The 23,180-nt window shown below is 63.3% G+C and carries 23 protein-coding genes and 2 pseudogenes; 13 read left to right on the top strand and 12 right to left on the bottom strand.

Translation table 11 applies throughout. From position 1 onward, the window contains the following. Window positions 1-297: 297 nt before the first annotated feature. The 3 genes from NKI46_RS18490 to NKI46_RS18500 are packed head-to-tail and all read left to right on the top strand — an operon-like array spanning window position 298 to window position 3,489. Window positions 298-1,167 carry a carbohydrate ABC transporter permease gene (locus NKI46_RS18490; protein ID WP_023726098.1) on the top strand — a complete coding sequence of 290 codons (870 nt, stop codon included), beginning with the start codon at window positions 298-300 and terminating at the stop codon, window positions 1,165-1,167. Next, window positions 1,164-1,988 (top strand): carbohydrate ABC transporter permease, encoded by an 825-nt coding sequence (locus tag NKI46_RS18495; protein WP_023737938.1) that lies wholly within the window; start codon window positions 1,164-1,166, stop codon window positions 1,986-1,988. The genes NKI46_RS18490 and NKI46_RS18495 overlap by 4 nt, the downstream gene beginning before the upstream one ends. Window positions 1,989-2,013: 25 nt before the next feature. Continuing rightward, the gene (locus tag NKI46_RS18500; protein WP_352747303.1) at window positions 2,014-3,489 is read left to right on the top strand and encodes a M81 family metallopeptidase; all 1,476 of its coding nucleotides are present in this window, start codon (window positions 2,014-2,016) and stop codon (window positions 3,487-3,489) included. A 155-nt stretch (window positions 3,490-3,644) separates the two neighbouring features. On the opposite strand, the gene NKI46_RS18505 is transcribed toward NKI46_RS18500, so the two are convergent. From NKI46_RS18505 to NKI46_RS18530, 6 genes and pseudogenes are all read right to left on the bottom strand, one after another. Next, on the bottom strand, window positions 3,645-5,699 hold the full coding sequence (locus tag NKI46_RS18505) for a M3 family metallopeptidase (RefSeq protein ID WP_352459948.1): 2,055 nt from the start codon (window positions 5,697-5,699) through the stop codon (window positions 3,645-3,647). Between the two features lie 88 nt (window positions 5,700-5,787). Then, a pseudogene (locus NKI46_RS18510) lies at window positions 5,788-6,200 on the bottom strand (nuclear transport factor 2 family protein). A 67-nt stretch (window positions 6,201-6,267) separates the two neighbouring features. Then, window positions 6,268-6,912: a carbonic anhydrase gene (locus NKI46_RS18515; protein WP_023681438.1), complete on the bottom strand. Its 645-nt coding sequence runs from the start codon at window positions 6,910-6,912 to the stop codon at window positions 6,268-6,270. A gap of 149 nt (window positions 6,913-7,061) precedes the next feature. Further along, window positions 7,062-7,826: a DUF429 domain-containing protein gene (locus NKI46_RS18520; protein WP_023737934.1), complete on the bottom strand. Its 765-nt coding sequence runs from the start codon at window positions 7,824-7,826 to the stop codon at window positions 7,062-7,064. Further along, on the bottom strand, window positions 7,823-8,707 hold the full coding sequence (pdxY, locus tag NKI46_RS18525; RefSeq protein WP_023668615.1) for a pyridoxal kinase PdxY: 885 nt from the start codon (window positions 8,705-8,707) through the stop codon (window positions 7,823-7,825). The genes NKI46_RS18520 and pdxY overlap by 4 nt, the downstream gene beginning before the upstream one ends. Before the next feature lie 133 nt (window positions 8,708-8,840). Next, window positions 8,841-9,092 carry a hypothetical protein gene (locus NKI46_RS18530; protein ID WP_023737933.1) on the bottom strand — a complete coding sequence of 84 codons (252 nt, stop codon included), beginning with the start codon at window positions 9,090-9,092 and terminating at the stop codon, window positions 8,841-8,843. Window positions 9,093-9,242: 150 nt separating this feature from the next. Between NKI46_RS18530 and NKI46_RS18535 the strand changes: the two genes are divergently transcribed. From NKI46_RS18535 to ppa, 7 genes and pseudogenes are all read left to right on the top strand, one after another. Next, on the top strand, window positions 9,243-9,875 hold the full coding sequence (locus NKI46_RS18535; RefSeq protein WP_023681434.1) for a LemA family protein: 633 nt from the start codon (window positions 9,243-9,245) through the stop codon (window positions 9,873-9,875). Between the two features lie 233 nt (window positions 9,876-10,108). Next, entirely contained in the window at window positions 10,109-10,879 is a 771-nt protein-coding gene (locus NKI46_RS18540; protein ID WP_198018627.1) for a TPM domain-containing protein, read from the top strand. 49 nt (window positions 10,880-10,928) lie between these two features. After that, window positions 10,929-11,384: pseudogene (locus tag NKI46_RS18545) on the top strand (TPM domain-containing protein); the annotation flags it as partial. A 35-nt stretch (window positions 11,385-11,419) separates the two neighbouring features. Next, window positions 11,420-12,310 (top strand): TPM domain-containing protein, encoded by an 891-nt coding sequence (locus NKI46_RS18550; protein ID WP_023806400.1) that lies wholly within the window; start codon window positions 11,420-11,422, stop codon window positions 12,308-12,310. 6 nt (window positions 12,311-12,316) lie between these two features. Then, the gene (locus NKI46_RS18555) at window positions 12,317-12,955 is read left to right on the top strand and encodes a TPM domain-containing protein (protein WP_352459947.1); all 639 of its coding nucleotides are present in this window, start codon (window positions 12,317-12,319) and stop codon (window positions 12,953-12,955) included. Between the two features lie 168 nt (window positions 12,956-13,123). After that, window positions 13,124-13,630, top strand: coding sequence for a GNAT family N-acetyltransferase (locus NKI46_RS18560; protein WP_023732945.1), 507 nt, complete (start codon window positions 13,124-13,126; stop codon window positions 13,628-13,630). Between the two features lie 123 nt (window positions 13,631-13,753). Then, window positions 13,754-14,287 carry an inorganic diphosphatase gene (gene ppa / locus NKI46_RS18565; protein ID WP_023668623.1) on the top strand — a complete coding sequence of 178 codons (534 nt, stop codon included), beginning with the start codon at window positions 13,754-13,756 and terminating at the stop codon, window positions 14,285-14,287. 218 nt (window positions 14,288-14,505) lie between these two features. Here ppa and NKI46_RS18570 read toward each other — a convergent pair whose 3' ends face one another. Beyond that, window positions 14,506-15,102, bottom strand: coding sequence for a hypothetical protein (locus NKI46_RS18570; protein WP_023700187.1), 597 nt, complete (start codon window positions 15,100-15,102; stop codon window positions 14,506-14,508). 255 nt (window positions 15,103-15,357) lie between these two features. Then, window positions 15,358-15,975: a TetR/AcrR family transcriptional regulator gene (locus tag NKI46_RS18575; protein ID WP_023668625.1), complete on the bottom strand. Its 618-nt coding sequence runs from the start codon at window positions 15,973-15,975 to the stop codon at window positions 15,358-15,360. Between the two features lie 73 nt (window positions 15,976-16,048). On the opposite strand from NKI46_RS18575, the gene NKI46_RS18580 reads away from it, so the two are divergent. After that, window positions 16,049-17,332 carry an MFS transporter gene (locus tag NKI46_RS18580; RefSeq protein ID WP_023835196.1) on the top strand — a complete coding sequence of 428 codons (1,284 nt, stop codon included), beginning with the start codon at window positions 16,049-16,051 and terminating at the stop codon, window positions 17,330-17,332. Between the two features lie 100 nt (window positions 17,333-17,432). Here the strand turns inward: NKI46_RS18580 and NKI46_RS18585 are convergent, their stop codons facing one another. After that, window positions 17,433-17,711, bottom strand: a complete 279-nt coding sequence (locus tag NKI46_RS18585) for a hypothetical protein (protein ID WP_245260088.1) — start codon at window positions 17,709-17,711, stop codon at window positions 17,433-17,435. A 197-nt stretch (window positions 17,712-17,908) separates the two neighbouring features. Between NKI46_RS18585 and typA the strand changes: the two genes are divergently transcribed. Beyond that, window positions 17,909-19,738, top strand: a complete 1,830-nt coding sequence (gene typA / locus NKI46_RS18590) for a translational GTPase TypA (protein WP_023681424.1) — start codon at window positions 17,909-17,911, stop codon at window positions 19,736-19,738. A 55-nt stretch (window positions 19,739-19,793) separates the two neighbouring features. Here typA and NKI46_RS18595 read toward each other — a convergent pair whose 3' ends face one another. Then, window positions 19,794-20,423, bottom strand: a complete 630-nt coding sequence (locus NKI46_RS18595; protein WP_352459946.1) for a DUF1062 domain-containing protein — start codon at window positions 20,421-20,423, stop codon at window positions 19,794-19,796. 341 nt (window positions 20,424-20,764) lie between these two features. After that, window positions 20,765-21,799, bottom strand: a complete 1,035-nt coding sequence (locus NKI46_RS18600; RefSeq protein WP_352459945.1) for an L-idonate 5-dehydrogenase — start codon at window positions 21,797-21,799, stop codon at window positions 20,765-20,767. Window positions 21,800-21,939: 140 nt separating this feature from the next. Between NKI46_RS18600 and NKI46_RS18605 the strand changes: the two genes are divergently transcribed. Continuing rightward, window positions 21,940-22,551: a LysE family translocator gene (locus tag NKI46_RS18605; RefSeq protein ID WP_352747309.1), complete on the top strand. Its 612-nt coding sequence runs from the start codon at window positions 21,940-21,942 to the stop codon at window positions 22,549-22,551. A gap of 26 nt (window positions 22,552-22,577) precedes the next feature. On the opposite strand, the gene NKI46_RS18610 is transcribed toward NKI46_RS18605, so the two are convergent. Then, entirely contained in the window at window positions 22,578-23,141 is a 564-nt protein-coding gene (locus NKI46_RS18610) for a peroxidase-related enzyme (protein ID WP_352459943.1), read from the bottom strand. Window positions 23,142-23,180 lie beyond the last annotated feature (39 nt).

A 23,180-nucleotide genomic window follows, 5' to 3' on the forward strand; every position in this document is an offset into this window, starting at 1 on the left:
AAACTTAAAATTTGTCGGTTAATTTGTCAAAAAAACCCCTCGCATTGGGCCCCTTGGGTCTACATCAATTCCGTCTCCCCCCCCAGCGTTGAGCTGCGATACACACCTCTCCCCCGATCAACGGGGGAGAGGAAGGGCTCCCTTCCGCAACCGCTGCGGAGGATGGGCAGGCAGGTGAGGGGCAGCGCAAACGTCCGCAGGAGATTCAAACCCTGCGCTGCCTTAGACCGATATGCGAGATTGATCCGAGCTGGCGCGCCAGCGCCACTTATGTCCAACACGGTACGAATCCGGCCGATGCAAAATCGTTACCTGCCCTATTTATTGACCTTGCCCAGCCTGTTTCTGGCCGCAGTCGTCATCTTCTGGCCGGTCTGGGACCTGATCCAGATATCGACGCATGATGTCAGCCGTTTTGGGCAGCTGCGGGACTTCAACGATTTCGCCAATTATTCCGCCTTCCTCGCCGATCCCGATTTCCTGGCGGCACTCTGGCGCACCGGCCTGTGGACCGTGCTGGTGGTCGGCGGCGCGCTGCTGTTGTCCGTCCCCGTGGCGATGATCCTCAATACCGATTTCTACGGCCGCGGCATTGCCCGAGTCATCATCATGCTGCCCTGGGCGGTGTCGCTGACGATGACGGCGGTGGTCTGGCGCTGGGCGCTCAACGGCGAAAGCGGGATGCTGAACTCGGCGCTGATCGGGCTTGGCCTGATCCATGAGAACATCCAGTGGCTGGCGCGCGCCGAGACGGCATTCCCGATGCAGGTGCTGATCGGCATATTGGTGACGGTACCGTTCACCACGACCATCTTCCTCGGCGGCCTGTCGTCGATCCCCGACGACCTCTACGAGGCGGCGGCCCTGGAGGGGGCGACGCCGCTGCAGCAGTTCCGCGAGATCACCTTTCCGCTGCTGAAGCCGTTCATCAACATCGCCATCGTCCTCAACACCATCTACGTCTTCAATTCCTTCCCGATCATCTGGGTGATGACGCAGGGCGGGCCGGCCAACTCGACCGACATCCTGGTCACCCATCTGTACAAGCTGGCCTTCCGCATCGGCAAGCTTGGCGAAGCATCGGCGGTGTCGCTGCTGATGTTCGCCATCCTTTTGATCTTCACCATGATCTATGTGCGCCTCGCCATGCGGGAGCAACGCGCATGATGCCCAAGCTGAAGCGCACGATCATTGCCTGGCTGCTGCTTTCGCCGCTGCTCGTGGTGACCATCTTCCCCTTCGCGGTGATGTTTTTGACCGCGGTCAAGCCGCGGCAGGAGGTGCTGTCGCCGACCTGGTGGCCAAGCGAATTCCACTGGTCGAATTTTGCCGACATGTGGGTGGCGACCGGCTTTGGCGAGGCGCTGGCCAATTCGCTCTATGTCTCTGTTATCGCCACCGTCGGCGCCATCCTGATCTCGGTGCCGGCTGCTTACGCCATGTCGCGGTTTCGCTTTGCCGGCTACGGCGCCTTCCGCCAGTTCCTGCTGATCTCGCAGATGATCTCGCCGATCGTGCTGGTGCTTGGCCTGTTCCGGCTGATGGCCGCCTGGGGCCTGATCGAATCGACGACGGCGCTCGGCGTCATCTACATGGCTTTCAACGTCGCCTTCACCGTGTGGATGCTGCAGAGTTATTTCGACACCATCCCGCGCGATCTCGAGGAAGCAGCGTGGATGGAGGGCGCCGGCCGCTGGCTGACCTTGCGAAAAGTGTTTCTGCCGCTTTGCCTGCCGGCAATCGCGGTCACCGCCATCTTCACCTTCATCAACGCATGGAATGAGTTCGTCGTTGCGCTCACAATGCTGCGCAGCCAGGAAAGTTACACGCTGCCGATCCAGGTGTTCTCGCTGGTCGCCGGCCGCTACACGATCGAATGGCACCATGTAATGGCGGCGACGCTGCTGGCGACGCTGCCGGTGGCGATTCTGTTCATCTGGCTGCAGCGCTATCTCGTCCGCGGGCTGGCGCTCGGGGCGGTCAAATAACCGCGCCATTCACAACGGAGCTTTCATGCGCATCTTCACCGCCTCGCTGGCGACCGAAACCAACACCTTCTCGCCGGTGCCGACCGACCGGGCGTCGTTCGAGATGGCGTTCTATGCCGGGCCGGGCAAGCATCCAGACACGCCGACCTTGTGCTCATCGACGATGGTCGCGCTGCGCCGGCGTGCGGCTGCCGAAGGGCTGACCGTCATCGAAGGCACCGCCACTTGGGCGGAGCCGGGCGGGCTGGTGCAGCGGCAGACCTATGAGGCGTTGCGCGACGAGATTCTCGGCCAGTTGAAGGCAGCCTTGCCGGTCGACGCCGTCATCCTCGGCCTGCACGGCGCCATGGTGGCGCAAGGCTATGACGATTGCGAAGGCGATCTGCTGGAACGGGTTCGCGCAATCGTCGGGCCCGACGTGGTGATCGCGGTGGAGCTCGACCCGCACAGTCATCTGACCCCAAAGCGCGTCGCGGCATGCAATGTCATGGCCTATTTCCTCGAATTCCCGCACACCGACTTCTATGAGCGCGGCGAACATGTCGTCGAGCTTGGATTGGCGGCGGCGCGCGACGAGATCAAGCCGGTGATCTCGACCTTCGACTGCCGCATGATCCAGGTGCTGCCGACCAGCCGCGAGCCGATGCGCTCCTTCGTCGACCGCATCAAGGCGCTGCACGGCAAGGACGGCGTGCTGTCGGTGTCGGTCATCCATGGCTTCATGGCCGCGGACGTGCCCGAAATGGGCACGCGCATCCTGGTCGTGACCGACAATGACAAGGCCAAGGGTGATGCGCTGGCGGAGTGGCTAGGGCGCGAGCTTTACGCCATGCGCGAAAAGACGGCGATGACGATGCTGAACACCGAGGATGGCATCGCGCGGGCACTGGCGGTGCGCAAGGGAAACCCCGGCAAGCCGGTTGTGATTGCCGACATCTGGGACAATCCCGGCGGTGGCGTCGCCGGCGACGGTACCGTTGTGCTGCGCGCCATGTTGGAACAGGACGTTGACAATTTTGGCGTGGCGACGATCTGGGACCCGATCGCCGTCACATTTTGCCAGGCGGCAGGCGAAGGCGCCGTCATCGACCTGCGCTTCGGCGGCAAGGCCGGGCCGCTGGCCGGCGAACCGATCGATGCGCGCGTCAAGGTGTTGAAGGCTGTCCGCGAGGGCTGGCAGAGCTTCGGGCCAAGCCGGGTGACGCTCGGGCCAACGGCGCTGGTGCGCGTCGAGGGCACGGAAATCGACATCATCCTCAACACCAACCGCACGCAGACCTTCGAGCCGGATATTTTCTCGAACATCGGTATCGATCCGATGAGCAAGGGCATATTGCTGATCAAGTCGACCAACCATTTCTACGCCGGCTTTGAACCGATCGCGGCGGAGATCATCTATGTCTCGGCGCCGAGCTCGTATCCGAGCAATCCGGCGGTGACGGATTACAAGAAGCTGACGCGGCCGGTTTGGCCAAGGGTGGCGGATCCTTGGAAGGTCTAATCTCCTTGAGGGGGAGATGTTGCCCAAGTTGACGGGGGGTCGCCTCGCGTGAAGCGCCGACCTTCATCTGCCGCAGGAGGTCGAGCCCAGTCGGACCGACCCCCCTCTGGCCGCTTTGCGGCCATCTCCCCCTCGAGGGGGGAGATAAGCTGGCGCTATAGCAATCCCCGCTTCACCATCATCGCTTCCGGCGAAGGCATCTTGCCGCGGAACGCCGTGTACAGCTCCTCCGGATCCTTCGACCCGCCGGCGGCATAGATATTCTTCCGAAGCCGTTCCGCCAGCGCCGGGTTGAAGGGATCGCCGGTCTCCTCGAAGGCGGCGAAGGCGTCGGCGTCGAGCACTTCCGACCACATGTAGGAATAGTAGCCGGCTGAATAACCGTCGCCGGAGAAGATATGGCCGAAATGCGGGGTGCGATGACGCATGGCGATGGTGTCGGGCATATCAAGCTTTTCCAGCGTTTCGGCTTCGAAACGCAGCGGTTCCGCCGGCGCATCCGGCCGCGCGTGATACGCCATGTCGATCAGCGCCGACGCTGTGAACTCGACCGTGGCGAAACCGGCGCCGAACGTGCGGGCGGCCAGCATCTTGTCGAGCAGCGACTTCGGCATCGGCTTGCCGGTCTTAACATGCAGCGCATGCTTTTCCAGCACTGCGGGCACCGTCAGCCAGTGCTCGTAGAGCTGCGAAGGCAGTTCGACGAAATCGCGGGAAACCGAGGTGCCCGCCACCGACGGCCAGGTGACGTCGGTCAGCATGCCGTGCAAAGCATGGCCGAACTCGTGGAACAGGGTCTTGGCCTCATCGACCGACAACAGCGCCGCTTCCCCGGCCGGCGGCTTGGCGAAGTTCATGATATTGTAGATCACCGGCTTGGAGCCATCGCCAAGCTTGTAGCCCGACTTCAGCGCGCTCATCCACGCGCCGGAGCGCTTCGAGGACCGGGCGAAATAGTCGGCGAGGAACAGGCCGCGCTCGCTGCCATCGGCGTTCTTCACCACGAAGACGCGCGCGTCGGGATGCCAGGCGGCGATGCCCTTCTTCTCCTCGAAAGTGATGCCGAACAGTTTTGTGGCGACGTCGAAGCAGGCGTTGATGACCCGGTCGAGCTGCAGATAGGGTTTCAGTTCCGCCTCGTCGAAGGCGAATTTTTCGGCGCGCAACTTCTCCTGGTAGAAGCGCCAGTCCCAGGCGGCGAATTTTTCGTTGCTGCCTGCCTTGGTCGCCAGCCGCTCCAGCTCCTTCTGGTCGGCGGCGGCCTTCTCCAGCGCTTTCTCCCAGACCGGGTCGAGGAGGTCGTGCACAGCCTTCGGCGTCTTGGCCATGGTGTCGTCGAGTTTCAGCGCGGCGAACGAGGCATAGCCGAGCAGCTTGGCCTTTTCGGCGCGCAATTTCAGCATGTCGCGCACCACTGCGGTGTTGTCGCTGGCGCCGCCGTTCTGGCCGCGCATGGTGAAAGCGCGGAAGGCGGTCTCGCGCAGGTCGCGGCGTTCGGAGAAGGTCGTGAACGGCTCATAGATAGAGCGCGACAAGGTGACTGCGTAGCGGCCTTTCTGGCCGCGCGTCTCGGCGGCTTCGGCCATCGAACTCTTCACGAAGTCCGGCAGGCCCGCAAGATCAGCCTCGTCGAGGAAAAGCGCCCAGTCGCGCTCGTCGGCCAGCACATTCTGGCCGAAGGTCGTGCCGAGCGAGGACAGCTCCTCGCTGATGTTGGCCAGCCGCTTCTTGCCGTCGGCGTCGAGTTTTGCGCCCGATCGCACAAAGCCTTTCCAGGTCTTCTCCAGCACCCGCAGCGTCTCGACGTCGAGTTTTAGCGTCTCCCGGCGCTGGTAGAGGTCGTCGACGCGGGCAAACAGTTTCTCGTTCATCGAGATCGCCGAGAAATGCCGCGACATCTTCGGCGAGATCTCACGCTCCAGCGCCTGGATCGCATCGTTGGTGTGGGCGCCGGCCCGGCACCAGAAGATCGACGAGACATGGTCGAGCGGCTCACCGGCGAGCTCGAGGGCTGCCAGCGTATTCTCGATGGTCGGCGCATCCTTGTTGCCGGCGATCGCATCGATTTCGGCCTCATGTGCCTTCAGCGCCGCGTCGAACACCGAGGAGAAATCGTCGTCGCCGATGCTGGCAAAATCCGGCAGGCCGAGCGGCCCTTGCCATTTGGTCAGCGGATGGGCGGCGAGATCGACGGTTTTCGTGGACGGCATGGGGGATCTTTCGATGATTGGCGGAGCTTGCTGACCGATGTAGGGCGATGACTGGCGCGGCGCAACAGCGCGGCCGTTCCAGCCCGCGTCAGAAGCCGTCGCAATGTTCCGCGATCGCCGCTTGCGAACTGGCGGTGATGCGGTTGCCGGTGACGCCGAACGTCTCCTGCATCAGCATGTCATTGTTGGGGAAATCATAGCAGGCGATGACAGTGGTGACGCCGGCCTCGCTCTTTTCGACGCGATGCCGGATTCGGCGCCGGCGACCGCGCCCTTCCATTCGTCGATCGACGCGATGAACTCCTGCTTCGACTGCACGACGCCGAGATCGTCGAGCTTGATGCGGACATCGTCGGCGAGCAGGTCCGACAATTCGGTGCGATCGGCGACCAGCAGCGCCGAATACCAGCGGTCGATAATGGCGCCGTCATCGGAGCGGGCAGGGACGAGCGAAATCAGCAGCGCCGCTACGGCGAAAGCGATCGCAGGCCAAACCCGCATTCTTGCCTCCTCTTATTTGACCATGCCCTTATCCGAAATCCGGTTCCCACTTTTCGGGATCATGGGTCTACGTCAAATCCGGCCGCTCGAAGTCGCCGGTGTCCTTGTTCATCACCCAGAGCTCGCCGGTCGAGATGTCGAACCAGGCGCCATGCAGCGACAGCCGCCCCTTGCCTTCGAGGATGGAGACGCAAGGGAAGGTCCTGAGATTGGCGATCGAATAGCGGATGGAAATCCGCTCCAGCGCCGTCTGCCGTTCGGTTGCCGTCATGAACGTGCTGGACGAAACGGTTTCGGCCGCCGGCGCGATCAGGCTCATCCATTTGCCGATGAAGTCGCCGGGCGACAGCGGCGCCGAATTGGTGTCGAGCGCGGCGCGGATGCCGCCGCAGCGGCCATGGCCCATCACCACGATGTTTTTCACCTTCAGGCTCTGCACGGCGAATTCGAGCGCGGCCGAGGTCGAGTGGAACTCGCCGTCCGGTGCATAGGGCGGCACCAGATTGCCGACATTGCGCAGGACGAACAGTTCGCCCGGACCGGCGTCGAAGATCGCCTCGGGGGCAGAGCGGGAATCGCAGCAGGCAACGATCATGGTTTCGGGCGCCTGCCCTTCGCGGGCGAGCTCGCGATAGCGTCCGCTCTCGGTGAGATAGCGGCCATTCATGAAGTTGCGGTAGCCGGTCCAAAGATGTTCGGGGAGATGGGGCATGGGCTAGGGATGAAGCCTTTCGGGGTTAGCGACGGCAGCTCATTTCAAGTTAGAAAGGCTCTAACGGCAAATGCCCGTCGCGGGCAATGCCGAATTGCAGATGGCTTCGTCGCAAATCGCCATGCCGCACGCATGGCTCGCCGCTTGCCTCACGCCCAGATCGCCAGGGGAATGCCCAAACGGTCGGCAAGCGGCGGGTCGGGAAACGGCTTTGCCTCGCCGCCGGCAATGCGTCCGGCAATCAGCATCATCGCTGCGGCGTCGAGGAAATCGTCGGCGGCAGCACCGCGTTGCGGCGGCTGGTCAAGGAAGGCTCTGGTATAGCCGTGCCGGCAGAGCAGTGCCTTGCGCTCTTCCATCCCGGCAGGATTGACTGCGCCCTTGATCTTCTTCGGCAGCGTCATCGGTTTTTCGCCGTTCAGCCGGCAGAAGGCCACTTCGGGGTGCGATTCGAAGACGCGGCGGCGCAGTTGCGGACGTGCGATCAGCAGCGCGTCGATCTCGCGTATCTTGGCAAAGATGCCGAAGGCCTGGATCGAGACGCCGCGTGGCGGATCGGAGGTCGCCCTGGCCACCTCGCTGGCGCGCCGATGCGCCTCATACCAGGCCTCGACCGTGGTGAAGTCGCTGATGTCGGCGTAGAGGGCCGCGCGGGACGGGATAGAGAAGACGCTGAATTGCCGTGCTCCGAGCATTGGCCGTACCAAGGTCTCCGGCCCGCGCCCGCCTCTTTGCGAGACGTCCGGCAGGCCGATCGGCATGTCGACGGCCACTGTCGCATCGGCGGGCAAGGCGTCGAGCAGGGCCGCAAAGCTGGGAAAGACGCGGACTGACGGCGCGGCATCCAGATCGCGGCGGACGGCGATCCAGCCGGCCTTGCAGCCGTCGGCGCCGACGACCACGGTCGAGGTCACGCCCGGCGGTCCCGCCCCGGATGCGTGAGGTGGCGCAGCTGCACCATCGCCATCGGGTGCGACAGGCTCTGGGCATCGGTTTCAAGCTGCAGCTCGTCGCCGCCACGCTTGGCGGTTCGCGCCAGGATTTCGTAGACGGCGGCGGTGGTCGATTGCAGCGCCTTGATCGGCGGCTGCCCCGACAGGATGCGGGCGAGGTAGACGGCCGCAGTCAGGTCGCCGAGGCCATTCGGCGGCTTGTCGATGAGGCGGTGTTCGGCCAGCAGCGCCTGGGTGCCGTCAAGCAGCAGATTGCCGGTGCCGCCGGTCATCATCGACTGTGCCGACGTCACCAGCATTGTTGACGGTCCGGCATGGAGGGCGGCCGAGATCACGGATTTCAGATCGGGCAAGGGCGCGCCGGCCATCCACTCCAGCTCATAGCGGTTGGGGGTGGCGATGTCGGCGATCGGCATCAGTCGATCACGCATGGCGGCGGCCGTCGGCTCGGGCACATAGAGCCCGCCGGAATCGCCCATCACCGGATCGCATATATAGATCGCGTCCGGCGTCTTGGCCTTGACTGCCGCAACCAGCGAGGCGACGGCCTCGGCCTGGCCGGCCTCGCCGAGATAGCCCGACAGCACCGCGCCCACCTCGCCCAGCCAGGGCGCGCGCTCGAGATCGGCCATCAGCGCCTTGAACTGGTCGAGCGGCGGCACGATGCGCGTGGCGCGGCCATGGCCCGGATGCCAGGGCAGGATGACCGTCGGTACCGCCCACACCGGAAAGCCCAGCGTCTCCAGCGCAAACACGGCGGCGCGGTTACCGACCGAGCCGCGGGCGACATGGCTGGAAATGACGATGACCGCGCGCGGCGCGTCGGCTTTTTCGCTGTTCATGGAAAATCCTAGATACGGATAATTTCTCGTTGAATCGTCATCCTGATCTATCTCTTTGGTTGGAGCATGATCTCCGGACAAAACGGTTCCCGCTTGTCCGAGAAAACCGGTTCCCACTTTTCAGGATCATGCTCTAGCTGCCCCGGGAGACGTAGTACACGAGCCAGATCAAAAGGCCGAGGGCGACGATGAGCCCAAGTGCGCGACCGATGCGGGTGCCCCAGACCTCGATCGGATCGGATCGGTCGGCCTCCGCTGCGGTAACATGATCGCGCGCGCCTTTCGCTGCCCGTGACACCAGCGATGCGCTGCCAAGGCCGCCCTCGTTCGCCACGCGCTCGATAATGCGGCGCGATTCGCTGTCACCGTCGCGGCCTTCCGCCATGGTCCTGTCCTGTTTGCCGGCAACCATACCGTGTTCGCGCGATCAATCACAGGGCCTCGCCGGCGCATGAATGCGCGCCAGCGGCAGACATTTTCTTGAGCGCGGATTGTGCTAATGCTTCACATGCAACTTCTGTCGAGGGACCTCACCATGTTTGCCCAGCGCCTTGCCTTCCCTTTCCGCAGTCTGCCGGCCGTGCTGATGATGGCCGTCGTGCTGCCTCTGCTCGCCGGCTGCGGCTTCAACACCATCCCGACGGCGGAGGAAAACGCCAAGGCGGCATGGAGCGAGGTGCTGAACCAGTATCAGCGTCGGTCCGACCTCATTCCCAATTTGGTCGAGACGGTGAAGGGCTATGCCTCGCATGAAAAGGACACGCTCGATGCGGTGGTCGAAGCGCGCGCCAAGGCGACGCAGATCACGGTGACGCCGGAAACGCTGAAGGACCCCGAAGCGCTCAAGAAGTTCCAGGATGCGCAATCAGGGCTGACCAGCGCGCTGTCGCGGCTGATCGCGGTGTCGGAGGCCTATCCCGACCTCAAGGCCAACCAGAATTTCCTGGCGCTGCAGGCGCAACTCGAAGGCACCGAGAACCGTATCGCCGTGGCGCGGCGCGACTACATCCTGGCGGTCAAGGATTACAATCTGACGCTGAGGACCTTTCCGTCGGTGCTATGGGCAACCTTCTGGTTCCGCAGCAACGAGCCCTTCGCCAACTTCACCGTCGAAGAAGACAAGATGCAGCCGCCGAAGGTCGATTTCGGCACGAAGCAGGGCGGGTGATGACGTCTGCTTGGCCTTTGCCAGCCTTGCGTTCCTTCACACCCCCCTCTGTCCTGCCGGACATCTCCCCCTCAAGGGGGGAGATCAGCTGTCTTCTGTCCTTGCGCCAAATATCAGCGTTGCCGGCTGAGCGTCGGCAGCGAGATTGCCAATCTCCCCCCTCGAGGGGGAGATGTCCGGCAGGACAGAGGGGGACGCGAAGGAACGCCAACCTTGGTGTTCTTCTCGCCTTTCTGGCCGTCTTCCTGCCCCTCACCGCCTTCGCCGCCGACCTCCCCGCGCTGACCGGCCGCGTCGTCGATAACGCCGGCATTATCGACGCGGGAACCAAAGCCGCGCTCACCCAGAAACTCGCCGACTTCGAGACCAGAGGCTCCGACCAGATCGTCGTCGCCACCATCCCCAGCCTCGACGGCGAGGAGATCGAGCCTTACGCCAACCGGCTGTTTCGCTTCTGGAAGCTCGGCCAGGCCAAGGAAAATAACGGCGTGCTGCTGCTGGTGGCGCCGAACGACCGCAAGATGCGCATCGAGGTCGGCTATGGGCTGGAAGGCACGCTGACCGATTTGCACACCAAGCTGATCATCGAAAACGACATGGTGCCGGCGTTCCGCGCCGGCGATTTCTCCGGGGGCATTTCCAAGGCCGTCGACGACATGGTGATGGTGCTGGAAGGCAATCCGGAGGAATTGGAGGCGCGCGGCGAGCGCAACCAGAAGCCGCCCATCAATACCGACAATCTGTTCTTCGGCGTCTTCATCAGCATCTGGGCAATCATCTTCTTCGGCAGCATGGCCGCCTCCATCCTGCCGCCGATCTTCGGCCAAAAACTCGGTCCCGGCCGCTATCGCTGGCTCGGCATGACATTCGAGCCGCACAAGCGGTCGTCCAGCGGCGGCTGGTCTTCGGGCGGGGGCGGCTGGTCGTCGGGTTCAAGCGGTGGTGGCGGCTTTTCCGGCGGCGGCGGTTCGTCCGGCGGCGGCGGCTCCTCGGGAAGCTGGTGACGAGATGACAACACGCATCGCCAATCCCTGGCATGGCCGCTTCGCCACGATGACCGGCGCTGCCTTGCTGGTCTTGCTCGTCAGCTTCGCGGCGCTGGCGGCGGAACTGCCCGCCCTCACCGGTCGTGTCGTCGACAATGCAGGCATCATCGACGCTGCGACCGAGGCGGCGCTGACGCAGAAGCTGGCCGATTTCGAGACCAAAGGCTCCGACCAGATCGTCGTCGCGACGGTTCCCAGCCTCGACGGCGAGGAGATCGAGCCTTACGCCACCCGGCTGTTCAACGCTTGGAAGCTCGGCCAGAAGGCCAAGAACAATGGCGTGCTTCTGCTGGTGGCCGTGAACGACCGCAAGATGCGCATCGAGGTCGGCTACGGGCTGGAAGCCACGCTCACCAACCAGCACGCCACACGGATCATTGAAGGCATGGTGCCGGCCTTCCGCGCCGGGGATTTCTCCGGCGGTATTTCCAAAGCGGTCGACGACATGATCATGGTGATTGAGGACAGTCATGGTGGTTGAGGGGAACTGGTGACGGCATGACAGTACGCGTCTTCAATCCGCCAAGACCTGGCCGCGCAGCCGCGACGATCGGCATCGCGCTGTTGACGATGCTCACCATGCTGTTTGTAGCTTTGGCGGCAGACCTGCCGGCACTCACCGGGCGGGTGGTCGACAATGCCGGTATTATCGACGCCGCGACCAAGGCGGCACTGACGCAGAAGCTCGCGGATTTCGAGACCAAAGGCTCCGACCAGATCGTCGTCGCCACGATCAACAGCCTCGACGGCGAGGAGATCGAACCCTACGCCAACCGGCTGTTCCGCTTTTGGAAACTCGGCCAGGCCGGCGAAAACAACGGCGTGCTTCTGCTGGTGGCCAAGAACGACCACAAGATGCGCATCGAGGTCGGCTACGGGCTGGAAGGCACGCTGACCGATTTGCACACCAAACTGGTCATCGAAAACGACATGGTGCCGGCGTTCCGCGCCGGTGATTTCTCCGGCGGCATTTCCAAGGCCGTCGACGACATGGTCATGGTGCTGGAAGGCAACCCGGAAGAGCTGGAGGCGCGCGGCAAGCGCAACCCGGCCGACCGCAGCACGCCCATCGATCCCGTCGTCGCGGTCTTCCTGATCCTGTGGGCGGCGATGTTCTTCGGCGGCCTGGCGATGGCCTTCCTGCCGCCGATCTTCGGCACCAAGCTGTCGCCGGGCGTGTATAAATGGCTGGGCATGACCTTTCGCTACGGCCAGGGGCCGAGCGGATCGTCCTCGGGCTCCAGCAGCTGGACAACAAGTTCGTCGTCGGGCAGCGGATGGTCATCGGGAAGTTCGGGCAGCAGCTGGTCTTCGGGCTCAAGCAGCGGCGGCGGGTTTTCAGGCGGCGGCGGTTCGTCTGGCGGTGGCGGGTCTTCAGGGAGCTGGTGAGAGAAGATGGCAACACGACCGATCAGCCCACAGGACCATGAGCGCATCGCCACCGCGATCCGCGCGGCCGAGGCCAAAACCGACGGCGAGATCTACTGCGTCGTTGCGCATGCCAGCGACGGCTATTTCTTTCCCGCCGCCTTCATGGCGACATCAGGCATGCTGATTGCCAGCCTCGCCGTCGCTTATGGGCTGGAAGCCTGGTGGCTGTCGATCCGGCTGCCGCATTTCGTCATTGTCCAACTGCTGGCACTGGCCTCGGTGTTGGTGCTTTTGTGGGCGCTGCCGGGCTTGCGCATCCATCTGGTGCCGCGCCGGCAGCGTTATCAGGCGGCACATCACAATGCGCTCAGGCAGTTCCTCGCCCGCAATGTCCACCGCACCACGGCGCGCACCGGCGTGTTGGTCTTCGTGTCGATCGCCGAGCGTTATGCCGAAGTGGTCGCCGATTCGGGCATCGACAGCAAGGTCGGCCAGCATGTCTGGGACGGCGTGCTGCGCGATCTCCTGCAGCATGCCGGTCACGACCGGCTCGCCGACGGCTTCGTCAAGGCGATCGGGCAGGTCGGCGCGGTGCTGGCCGAGCATTTCCCGGTGACGTCGGGCGATGCCAATGAACTGGACGATCATCTCGTCGAGATCTGAAAAGCCAGCACGCGCTACCCGGACGGACGCCTGACCGCGCCGGCTGGGTGCGTTTTCCAGGCAGGCTTTGCCCATTGTCAGCAGTGTCGCGATCGGCTGTGAGAAAGCGGTCGGCGGGCTGACCTCGACTCTTGCAAATGGCCGATGCGGGTTTATGATTAACAAATCATGAATACGCTGAGCATCGACATCAGGAAAGCCGAACCGCGCGACGCCGGCGCCATTGCCGACGTGCACCAGCTGGCCTGGGAGGGCGCCTATTCCGGCATCATCCCGCATCGCTCGCTGACCTCGATGATCAACCGCCGCGGCGCCGACTGGTGGGCCAACGCCATCCGCCGCGCTGCCACCGTTCTGGTGGTCGAGATCGGCGGCACCATCGCCGGCTATGCCACGATCGGCAAGAACCGCGCCCGCGAGCTGAAGCAGCAGGGTGAAATCTACGAACTTTATTTGCGTCCGGAATATCAGGGCATCGGGCTCGGCAGCCGGCTGTTCAAGGCGGCGCGGGCGCGGCTTGCCGACCACGGGCTGAAGGGAATGGTGGTGTGGGCGCTGGAAGACAACCAGAATGCGCTTTCCTTCTATGCCGGCGCGGGTGGCCGCGATGTTGCCGAAGGCGTCGAGGTTTTCGAGCAGAGGGCGCTGAAGAAGGTCGCCTTCGTCTGGGAATGACCGGTCTCGGTTACAAATCATCACAAACCGTGCGCTTCCATTAGCGCTCCGTACCAATCGCCGCATTGCACCATGCCGCGCCGCCCGCTATCGATCGTGGACATCGAGAGAGGGATTTAAGCCATGCGTATCGAAGCCATTGCCATCGGAAAGAACCCGCCCGAGGACATCAACGTCATCATCGAGGTGCCGATCGGCGGCGAGCCGATCAAGTACGAGATGGACAAGGAGGCCGGCACGCTGTTCGTCGACCGTTTCCTGCATACGTCGATGCGCTACCCCGGCAATTACGGTTTCGTGCCGCACACGCTCTCGGGCGACGGCGACCCGATTGACGTTCTGGTCTGCAACACCCGCGCGCTGGTGCCGGGCTGCGTCATCAATGTGCGGCCGATCGGCGTGCTGGTGATGGAAGACAATGCCGGCCAGGACGAGAAGGTCATTGCCGTGCCGTCGCCGAAGCTGACGCTGCGCTACGAAAACGTCACCGAATACACGCAGCTGCCCGAGATCACCCGCGACCAGGTCCAGCACTTCTTCGAGCACTACAAGGATCTCGAGCCCGGCAAATGGGTCAAGATCGAAGGCTGGCACGATTCCAAATACGCCAAGAAGATGATTGTCGACGCGATCGCACGGGCGAAGGCGGCAAAGTAGCGCCGAGAGAGGCCTGCGTCTCGTTCAAGTAAGCGGCAAACGCCAGCGCGAGGCACCCCCCTCTGGCCTGCCGGCCATCTCCCCCTCAAGGGGGGAGTCGCAACGGCTTTCGTCAATTTTCAGCGCCGAAAGAAAAGCGCCGCCAGCGAAGCTGCCAATCTCCCCCCTTGAGGGGGAGATGCCCGGCAGGGCAGAGGGGGTGCCTTGCACCCACGTGACTAGTTATCCACCCGACCAAACGCCGGCACGTTGCCGATGACGGTGTGCTTGTCCTTGCCACAGGCGAAACTCTTCGCCTTTTCGTCGGCCAGCTTGCGCGCCTGGTCGTTGGCCTGCGGGTTGCCGGTGGCCAGCACGAGGCCGATGGTGCAGCCGTCGCGGGCTTCCATCTGGGCGACCTTGGCGACGAGCAGCACTTCGGTCGGCTTGTTCTCGTCCTCGGGATTGCTGATCGAGCGGCGGTGGATGACGGCAAAGGGAACGGCAACGTCGCCCTTGGTCTCGATGCGCCACTCGACCTTGGCGCCGGACGAGTTGAAGCCGGAAAAGCTCTCCCAGACCGAGGTCATGTCGCCGCCGGGCGGAAATCCGTAGAACAGCGATTCACGGGCGTCGTCATAGGCGATCAGCACGGGATAGCCACGATAGCCGGAGCAGGCGAGTTCGGCCCATTCGCCGTCGCCTTCCTGCGCCTGCGCATAGGTGACGCAGTCCTTTTGCGAGTCGAGGTCGGTGTAGACGCTTGATATGCCGTCGGCATGGGCGGTTTGGGATAGGGCGGCGAGGGCGAATGGAACAAGCAGCAGGGTTCGCATGCGGACGTCTCCCGTGAAGTTCGCCCCAGCCTATCGCCAAATCTGCGGCCGGCCTAGCGTGCCAATCTCAACGTTGGCGCCGCCCAAATCGCCCTGCCGGGCAATTCTCCCCCTGAACGGGAGAAAGTGGCCGGCTGCGCCGCTGGCGACAACCTTGCAACGCTGGCAATTGGCGAAATCGTGATGAGAGCGTTCCTCGCCCCATTTCCGGGAAAGGATGCCGGCAGGTGAGGGGCGGCGCCAACGTTCGAAATGTTATTTCTTCAAGCTCGCCTCGATCAGCAGGTCGGCGTTGTGGGCGACCGCTGCCGCCGGGCCTCCGAGGCCGAAGAGCTGGCCACTGATATAGGCGCCTTCGATCAACAGCAGCAGGCCGTCGCCGAGCGTGTCAGGGTCTTTAGCGCCCATCGCTGCGGCCATCGCGCGCAGGCGGTGGCGCAACTCCTGCTTGTTGGCCTCGCTGACGACGCGCGCCGGATGGCCATGTTCGGGATATTCCACCGCCGCGTTGGTCATGCCGCAGCCGCGATAGTCCGGCCTTTGCGTGCGCTTGCCGACGCGAGTCAGGAAAGCCCTGAGCTGTGCCCGTGGGTCGCCCGGATGGGCAGCCACGGCTTCGTCGAAACGCTCCCAATACTCACGGTCATATTGCCTGAGATAGGAAGCGGCGAGCTCGTCCTTGGAGGGAAAGCTGCGGTAGAGGCTGGGCTTGGTGACGCCGGCGCGCTTGACGATCTCGTCGACGCCGATCGCCCGGATGCCGCGGCGGTAGAACAGGTCGTAGGCCACGTCGAGGATTTTCTTGGCAGCCTTGGGCGGTGCGGCTGCATGACCGTCCTTGATGGTCAGTTCAATATTTTTGTCCGTTGGCATGGTATGACTCGATTGACGTGTTACCGATCGGTACGTATACATGTCCTCACCCTGCAACGTACCGGTCAGTAACATGATAGCTCAATCCCGTCCCTTTGGCCAGCGCTACGCTTTCGTCGTGGTTGGCGTCATCTTCCTCTGCTTGTTGATCGCGGCCGGGCTTCGTTCCGCACCCTCGGTGATGATGCTGCCGTTGGATAAAAGCTTCGGCTGGGGGCGCGATACGGTTTCGATTGCCGCTGCGATCGGCATCTTCCTTTACGGCCTGACCGGGCCGTTTGCCGCCGCATTGATGGAGCGTATCGGCTTGCGCCGCACGCTGCTTGCCTCGCTTGTGATCATGTCGGGCTCGACCGCGCTCAGCCTACTGATGACCGAGCCCTGGCACCTGTTCCTCACCTGGGGCGTGTTTTCCGGCATCGGCTCCGGCGCGGTCGCCACCGTGCTCGGCGCCACCATCGTCAACCGCTGGTTCAAGACCAATCGCGGCTTGGTGATGGGGCTGATGTCTGCCTCCAGCGCCACCGGCCTGTTGGTGTTCCTGCCGCTGCTGGCATCGCTCGCCCAGTCGGGCGGCTGGCAGCCCGTCGCTACCGCCGTCTCGATCGCCACCGCCTGTCTTCTGCCGCTGGTCTGGCTGTTGGTTCCGGAGCGTCCCGCTTCGATCGGCATGGTGCGCTATGGCGCCGGGGCCGATGACGTGCCGCCGGTATCGCCGGCATCGCAAGGCAATTTCCTGGCGCATACGCTCAACACGCTGCGCCGCGCCGCCGGCACCCGCGTCTTCTGGTATCTGTTCGCCACCTTCTTCATCTGCGGCTTCACCACCAACGGGCTGGTCGGCACGCATCTGATCTCCTTCTGCGGCGACATGGGCATCCCCGAGGTACAGGCCGCGGGCCTGCTGTCGCTTATGGGCATTTTCGACCTGATCGGGACGACGCTCTCGGGCTGGCTCACCGACCGTTTCGACCCGCGCAAGCTGCTCGGCGTCTACTACGGCATTCGCGGCCTAGCGCTGATCTATCTGCCCTATTCCGGCTTCTCGGCGACCAGCCTGATCATCTTCGCCGTGCTCTACGGTCTCGACTGGATCGCCACCGTGCCGCCGACGCTCAGGCTCGCCAACGAGGCGTTCGGTGACCGCAGCGGCCCGATCGTGTTCGGCTGGATCGTAGCCGGCCACCAGGTCGGCGCCGCCACCGCCGCTGCCTTCGGCGGCACCATGCGCGAATTGCAGGGCAATTACGAACTGGCCTTCCTGATCGCCGGCATGACGGCGATCGTGGCTGCGTGTCTGTCGCTGCTGATCAATACGAGCAGGCCGGCTTTCGATCCGGAGCCGCAAGCGGCGTAGGGCGCGGTACTAATCTCCCGCTGGTGACGCTCGATCCGGTGCGGTCGGCGTAAGCCTTTGGGTCGGTGCGAAGGATCGCTACGCCTGGAATGGGCAGCCGTCAGTCCGGGTAGCAAACCGTCGGAATCTTCGGCCAAACCGCGCTGTCGCAACCTGCAACCTGCTGCCTCTGCTTGAAAGAGGCGCTGACCGGGCCAGTGACCATTGGGTCGACGCCATCAGGGGCGTCGGCAAACATCTGCTCGGCCGTCCGGTCGGACGACGAAGCCGGATTGGCTTCCTTCACCGTGGCGGCCGATTGAGCGGCATTGGCCGCCAGCACGGCAGCGAATGCGACCGAAGCGATGAGGGGCCAAAATCGGTTGAGCTTGTCGGTCATGAATTTCGAACTACCCGGGCCCAGAAAGGTTCCCGCCTTGGTTAACAAAACCATCTCACACCGAGATGCTTAAGATTTGATGAGTATTTGGTGGTGCGCCTCCTCTTTCGCAATTGCGAAAAACCCTGTATGAGCCGCCCAACCGAAAGAGGCGGCGCCTTTTGGCCTGCTGCCTGCAACGCTCCCGAGACCACAAAATGAAAATTCGTAATATCGCGATCATCGCGCACGTCGACCATGGAAAAACCACCCTCGTCGACCAATTGCTGCGGCAATCCGGTTCCTTCCGCGACAATCAGCGCGTCGCCGAGCGCGCCATGGATTCCAACGACCTCGAAAAGGAACGCGGCATCACCATCCTGGCCAAGGCGACCTCGGTCGACTGGAAGGACACCCGCATCAACATCGTAGACACCCCCGGCCACGCCGATTTCGGAGGTGAGGTCGAGCGCATCCTGTCGATGGTGGATTCGGCGATCGTGCTGGTCGACGCCGCCGAAGGCCCCATGCCGCAGACCAAGTTCGTCGTCGGCAAGGCGCTCAAGGTCGGCCTGAAGCCGATCGTCGTCATCAACAAGATCGACCGTCCGGACGCCCGCCACGTCGAGGTGGTCAACGAGGTGTTCGACCTGTTTGCAGCGCTTGACGCCACCGACGAGCAGCTCGACTTCCCGATCCTCTACGGTTCTGGCCGCGATGGCTGGGTCTCGGAAAATCCGGAAGGCCCGAAGGACCAGGGCCTGGCGCCGCTGTTCGACCTCGTCATCAAGCATGTGCCGGAGCCGACCGTTCATCCCGGCCCGTTCCGCATGATCGGCACCATCCTGGAAGCCAATCCCTTCCTCGGCCGCATCATTACCGGCCGTATCGAGAGCGGCACGCTGAAGTCCAACCAGGCGGTCAAGGTGCTCCACCATGACGGCACGCAGATCGAAACCGGGCGCATCTCCAAGATTCTCGCGTTCCGTGGCCTCGAGCGCCAGCCGATCGAAGAGGCGCAGGCGGGTGACATCGTCGCCATTGCCGGCCTGTCCAAAGGCACCGTCGCCGACACGTTCTGCGACCTGGCGGTGACCGAGGCGTTGCATGCGCAACCGATCGATCCGCCAACCGTGACCATGTCTTTCCTGGTCAACGATTCGCCGCTCGCCGGCACTGAAGGCGACAAGGTGACCAGCCGCGTCATCCGCGACCGCCTGCTGCGAGAAGCCGAAGGCAATGTCGCGCTCAAGATCGAGGAATCGCCCGACAAGGATTCGTTCTTCGTTTCCGGCCGCGGCGAATTGCAGCTGGCCGTGCTGATCGAGACGATGCGCCGCGAAGGCTTTGAGATCGCCGTGTCGCGTCCGCGCGTCGTCATGCAGAAGGGCGAGAACGGTGAATTGCTGGAGCCGGTCGAGGAAGTCGTCATCGACGTCGACGAGGAGCACGCCGGCATCGTCGTGCAGAAGATGTCGGAGCGCAAGGCCGAGATGGTCGAGCTGCGGCCTTCGGGCGGCAACCGTCAGCGCATCGTCTTCCACGCGCCGACGCGCGGACTGATCGGCTACCAGTCGGAACTGTTGACCGACACGCGCGGCACCGCCGTGATGAACCGGCTGTTCCACGCTTACCAGCCCTACAAGGGCGAACTGCCGGGCCGCACCAACGGCGTGCTGATCTCCAACGAACAGGGCGAGGCAGTGGCCTATGCCATGTGGAACCTGGAAGACCGCGGCCCGATGGTCATCGACCCGGGCGTCAAGGTCTATCAGGGCATGATCATCGGCATCCATAGCCGTGACAACGACCTCGAAGTGAACGTGCTGAAGGGCAAGAAGCTGACCAACATCCGCGCCGCGGGCAAGGACGAGGCGGTGAAGCTGACGCCGCCGATCCGCATGACGCTGGAGCGCGCGCTGGCCTGGATCCAGGACGACGAGCTGGTCGAGGTGACGCCGAAGACCATCCGCCTGCGCAAGCTCTATCTCGATCCGAACGAGCGCAAGCGCTTCGAGAAGTCGGCCAAGGTTGTGGGCGCGGCGTAATCGTCTGATTGTCTAAATTCGAGAGGGGCGAAGCACCGGTGCTTCGCCCCTCTTGTCATTCACCCACGGCAGCCGAAATGATGGCTTCACGATCCGGCTCGTCGGCCAGGTCAATGCGAATCGCCGTGCCGTCGCGGGCCGGCTTGCGCAAAGCTCTGGCGCCTTCGGGAACAACAACCAGCAATCGTTTCTCCTCCAGCGCCTGAAGCCTTGATCGGGAGATGCCGAGTTCGCCGGCGAGCAGACGGTCGAGCCGCAGCGATGTCGGCATTTCCAGCCCAAGCCTGATTTCAAGCGCAGTTGCGCCGCCGCCTGTGTCATCCTGCCTTCGCTTTTGAACGGCGACATCGGGAAACTCCTCGACGTGGCCGACCCGGTTTCGCAACGCCACGACATCGAAGGCATGGCGGCGGGCGAGGGCCGGATCGTTGCTTTCGAGCGCTGCCAGCAGCGCGGGTTCGATGTCGCGGCGGTTGCAGCGTTCGAAAATGCCGCAATTCCACGAATTGTCGCAGTCGATGCAGCGATAGATCAGCCAGACATCAATGCGTTTGCCATTGGCGTTGACGCGGAATTTGCCGCTGCAGCGATAGGCTTTCACGGCGCCGCAGCGGTTGCAGTGGACCAGGGGTCGAGGTGCGATTTCGGGCGCGATTGCCCAGTGGATAGCGAGATGTTGGGACAAGCCGGAAGACCTTCCAGGGTGGAAGTTCTTCAGGTCGGCAATGGCGAGATGCCCATGCGGGCACGGCGTGGCGAGAGCTAGCTATGTCGGAAATCAGCTGTCACGGGCGGCAAAGCGCGCGACAACGGTTCAGCAGTGCCAAACCGGTCTCGAACCGCCGCCTGAGGAACACGTGAAATGGAGCAGGCACCGCTTAATGCGGCGCCCTGCCAAGTGTGATCAGGGGAGTTGGCGAGACCAGCGGTTACTGAGGCAAAATGAAGCTCGAAATGAATGTCGGGACGGTTCTTCTAGCGGCAAGATGCCGAGCGGGCAAGGTTCATGGCGGTGTCTCGCCCTGCTCAGGCGAAGGCGATCTGTACCTTCATCGATTTGTTGCGGTCGCCGGCGATCTCGAAAGCCGCAACCGCCTCGTCCATTGGATAGATGCCGGTCAGCAGCGGCTTGACGTCGACGCGACGGTTGTTGATCAGATCGACGGCCAGCGCGAACTCGTCGTGGAAACGGAAGGAGCCGCGCATCTCGATTTCCTTGGCGACGATGAGATTCTGAGGCAGCGACATGTCGCCGCCAAGGCCAAGTTGCACGAGCACCCCGCGCGGCTTCAGCACATCGAGCCCGGCTCGCACCGCGCGCTCATTGCCTGAACATTCGAACATGACGTCGAAACTGCCCTTCTCGACATTGTAGCCAGCGAGCTTGTCGGCATCTGTGGCGACATTGATGGTGCGGTCGGCGCCGATCTCGTTGGCCTTGGCCAGAACCGCGTCCATGACATCGGTTACGACGATCTCACGCGCGCCGTGGACACGTGCGGCAAGGATGCTGAGCGCACCGATCGGCCCGCAGCCTGTGACCAAGACCCGCTTGCCGAGCAGCGAGCCGGCGCGGTTGACGGCATGCAGCGTTACCGCGAGCGGCTCGGCAAAGGCGGCTTCGTTGATGGAGACATGGTCGGCGATCTTGTGGCACTGCCAGGCCTCGGCGACGAGGCGCTGGCGGAAGGCGCCCTGTATATGTGGCATCGGCATGGCGCTGCCGTAGAATCGCATGTTGAGGCATTGGTTCTGCACGCCCTGCAGGCAGTACCGGCACGCATTGCAGGGCCGGCTGGGCGAAATAGCGACGCGGTCGCCGACCACGAGGCTGGAGACGCCGGCGCCAAGCGCCTTCACCGTGCCGGCGACCTCATGTCCGAGGATCATCGGCTCGCGCAGGCGCACCACGCCGAAGCCGCCATGATTGTAATAGTGCAGGTCCGAGCCGCAGATGCCGCCGGCCTCGACCGATATTTCGACCTGTCCGGCGCCAGGCGCGCCCGAATCGGTCTCTTCGATGCGCAGGTCTTTTGCGGCGTGGATGACGATTGATTTCACGGCCGCGATCCTTTCTCAAACCGCTGGCACGGGCAAGCCGATCTCCGAAATGTGTCGCGTTCGTTGGCCCATCAGGCAGAGGGGTGCCAAATTGACGCCGATCGGATATTCTTCGCCATCCAACGCTCGAAGGCTCCGTCATGCACCTCACCTCGCTCCTGATCTTCGCCGCCGCTTTGTTCGTCGCCGCCGGTTCGCCCGGACCGTCGATCGCAGCCCTTGTTGCCCGCGTCATCTCGAAGGGCTTTCGTGACGTGTTTCCGTTCCTGCTCGCCATGTGGATCGGCGAGGCCATCTGGCTGTCGCTGGCGGTGTTCGGGCTGGCGGTCGTGGCGCAGACCTTCCATTTCGCCTTCGTCGTCGTGAAATGGATCGGCGTCGCTTACCTCGCCTACCTCGCCTTCAGGATGTGGACCGCACCTGTCGACGCAAAAGAAGGCGAGATGCCGCGCGAGGATTCGCCGGCAAAACTGTTCTTTGCCGGCATGGGGGTGACGCTCGGCAATCCCAAGATCATGATGTTCTATCTGGCGCTGCTGCCGACGATCATCGACCTCGCTTCGGTGAGTGTCATCGGCTGGGTCGAACTGACGGCGACGATGGCGGTGGTTCTGATCGCCATCGATCTCGCCTGGGTCGTCGCGGCCTCACAGGCGCGCAAGCTGCTCAAAAGCAGGCGCGCCATGAAGATCGCCAACCGAATCAGCGCCACGACGATGGCCGGCGCTGCCGGGGCCATCGCGGCGCGTTGACCTCTCCTACGAGGAGAAGGAAACTTTCACCTCGCCATGGCGTGGTATTCGTCGTTCGGCTGCATGTCGATGGCCGCCGCCACGCGGTTCGACATGTTGAAGAAGGCGGCGGTCGAGGCGATGTCCCAGATGTCGCGGTTGGTGAAGCCGGCGTTGCGCAGTGCTTCCCTGTCCGCCTCGACGATCTTTGCCGGCTCTTCCGTCAGCTTGACGGCGAATTCGAGCATCGCCGTCTGTTTCGGTGAAAGATTGGCAGCGCGGAAGTTCATCACCATCATCTCGCCGAGAGCCGGATCGCAGGAGAGCTGGCGCACCGCCGCGCCATGCGCGGTCAGGCAATAATAGCAGTGATTGATCGAGGAAACGACGACCGCGATCATCTCCCGTTCCAGCTTCGACAGGCCGGATTCACCCAGCATCAGATCATTGTAGGTGTCGGTAAAGGCGCGCAGCTTCTTCTCGTCGAAGGCATAGGCAAGAAGCACGTTGGGAACCAGGCCGAGCTTTTCCTCGCATTTGGCGAAATAGGCTTTTGTCGCCTCGCTCAGTTCCGCGATACCGAGGTCAAGTGCGCTGATTTTGCCGGACATGGGGTCTCCCTCCTGGTTCACCGCCGCCTGACCGTCGAA

The organism is Mesorhizobium sp. M0615 (assembly GCF_040320805.1).
Classification (GTDB): Bacteria; Pseudomonadota; Alphaproteobacteria; order Rhizobiales; family Rhizobiaceae; genus Mesorhizobium.

Coding starts and splice junctions, on each gene's coding strand:
- NKI46_RS18490 (WP_023726098.1), top strand. CDS start 298: ATGCAAAATCGTTACCTGCCCTATTTATTGACCTTGCCCAGCCTGTTT.
- NKI46_RS18495 (WP_023737938.1), top strand. CDS start 1,164: ATGATGCCCAAGCTGAAGCGCACGATCATTGCCTGGCTGCTGCTTTCG.
- NKI46_RS18500 (WP_352747303.1), top strand. CDS start 2,014: ATGCGCATCTTCACCGCCTCGCTGGCGACCGAAACCAACACCTTCTCG.
- NKI46_RS18505 (WP_352459948.1), bottom strand. CDS start 5,699: ATGCCGTCCACGAAAACCGTCGATCTCGCCGCCCATCCGCTGACCAAA.
- NKI46_RS18515 (WP_023681438.1), bottom strand. CDS start 6,912: ATGCCCCATCTCCCCGAACATCTTTGGACCGGCTACCGCAACTTCATG.
- pdxY (WP_023668615.1), bottom strand. CDS start 8,707: ATGAACAGCGAAAAAGCCGACGCGCCGCGCGCGGTCATCGTCATTTCC.
- NKI46_RS18530 (WP_023737933.1), bottom strand. CDS start 9,092: ATGGCGGAAGGCCGCGACGGTGACAGCGAATCGCGCCGCATTATCGAG.
- NKI46_RS18535 (WP_023681434.1), top strand. CDS start 9,243: ATGTTTGCCCAGCGCCTTGCCTTCCCTTTCCGCAGTCTGCCGGCCGTG.
- NKI46_RS18550 (WP_023806400.1), top strand. CDS start 11,420: ATGACAGTACGCGTCTTCAATCCGCCAAGACCTGGCCGCGCAGCCGCG.
- NKI46_RS18555 (WP_352459947.1), top strand. CDS start 12,317: ATGGCAACACGACCGATCAGCCCACAGGACCATGAGCGCATCGCCACC.
- NKI46_RS18560 (WP_023732945.1), top strand. CDS start 13,124: ATGAATACGCTGAGCATCGACATCAGGAAAGCCGAACCGCGCGACGCC.
- ppa (WP_023668623.1), top strand. CDS start 13,754: ATGCGTATCGAAGCCATTGCCATCGGAAAGAACCCGCCCGAGGACATC.
- NKI46_RS18570 (WP_023700187.1), bottom strand. CDS start 15,102: ATGCGAACCCTGCTGCTTGTTCCATTCGCCCTCGCCGCCCTATCCCAA.
- NKI46_RS18575 (WP_023668625.1), bottom strand. CDS start 15,975: ATGCCAACGGACAAAAATATTGAACTGACCATCAAGGACGGTCATGCA.
- NKI46_RS18580 (WP_023835196.1), top strand. CDS start 16,049: ATGATAGCTCAATCCCGTCCCTTTGGCCAGCGCTACGCTTTCGTCGTG.
- NKI46_RS18585 (WP_245260088.1), bottom strand. CDS start 17,711: ATGACCGACAAGCTCAACCGATTTTGGCCCCTCATCGCTTCGGTCGCA.
- typA (WP_023681424.1), top strand. CDS start 17,909: ATGAAAATTCGTAATATCGCGATCATCGCGCACGTCGACCATGGAAAA.
- NKI46_RS18605 (WP_352747309.1), top strand. CDS start 21,940: ATGCACCTCACCTCGCTCCTGATCTTCGCCGCCGCTTTGTTCGTCGCC.
- NKI46_RS18610 (WP_352459943.1), bottom strand. CDS start 23,141: ATGTCCGGCAAAATCAGCGCACTTGACCTCGGTATCGCGGAACTGAGC.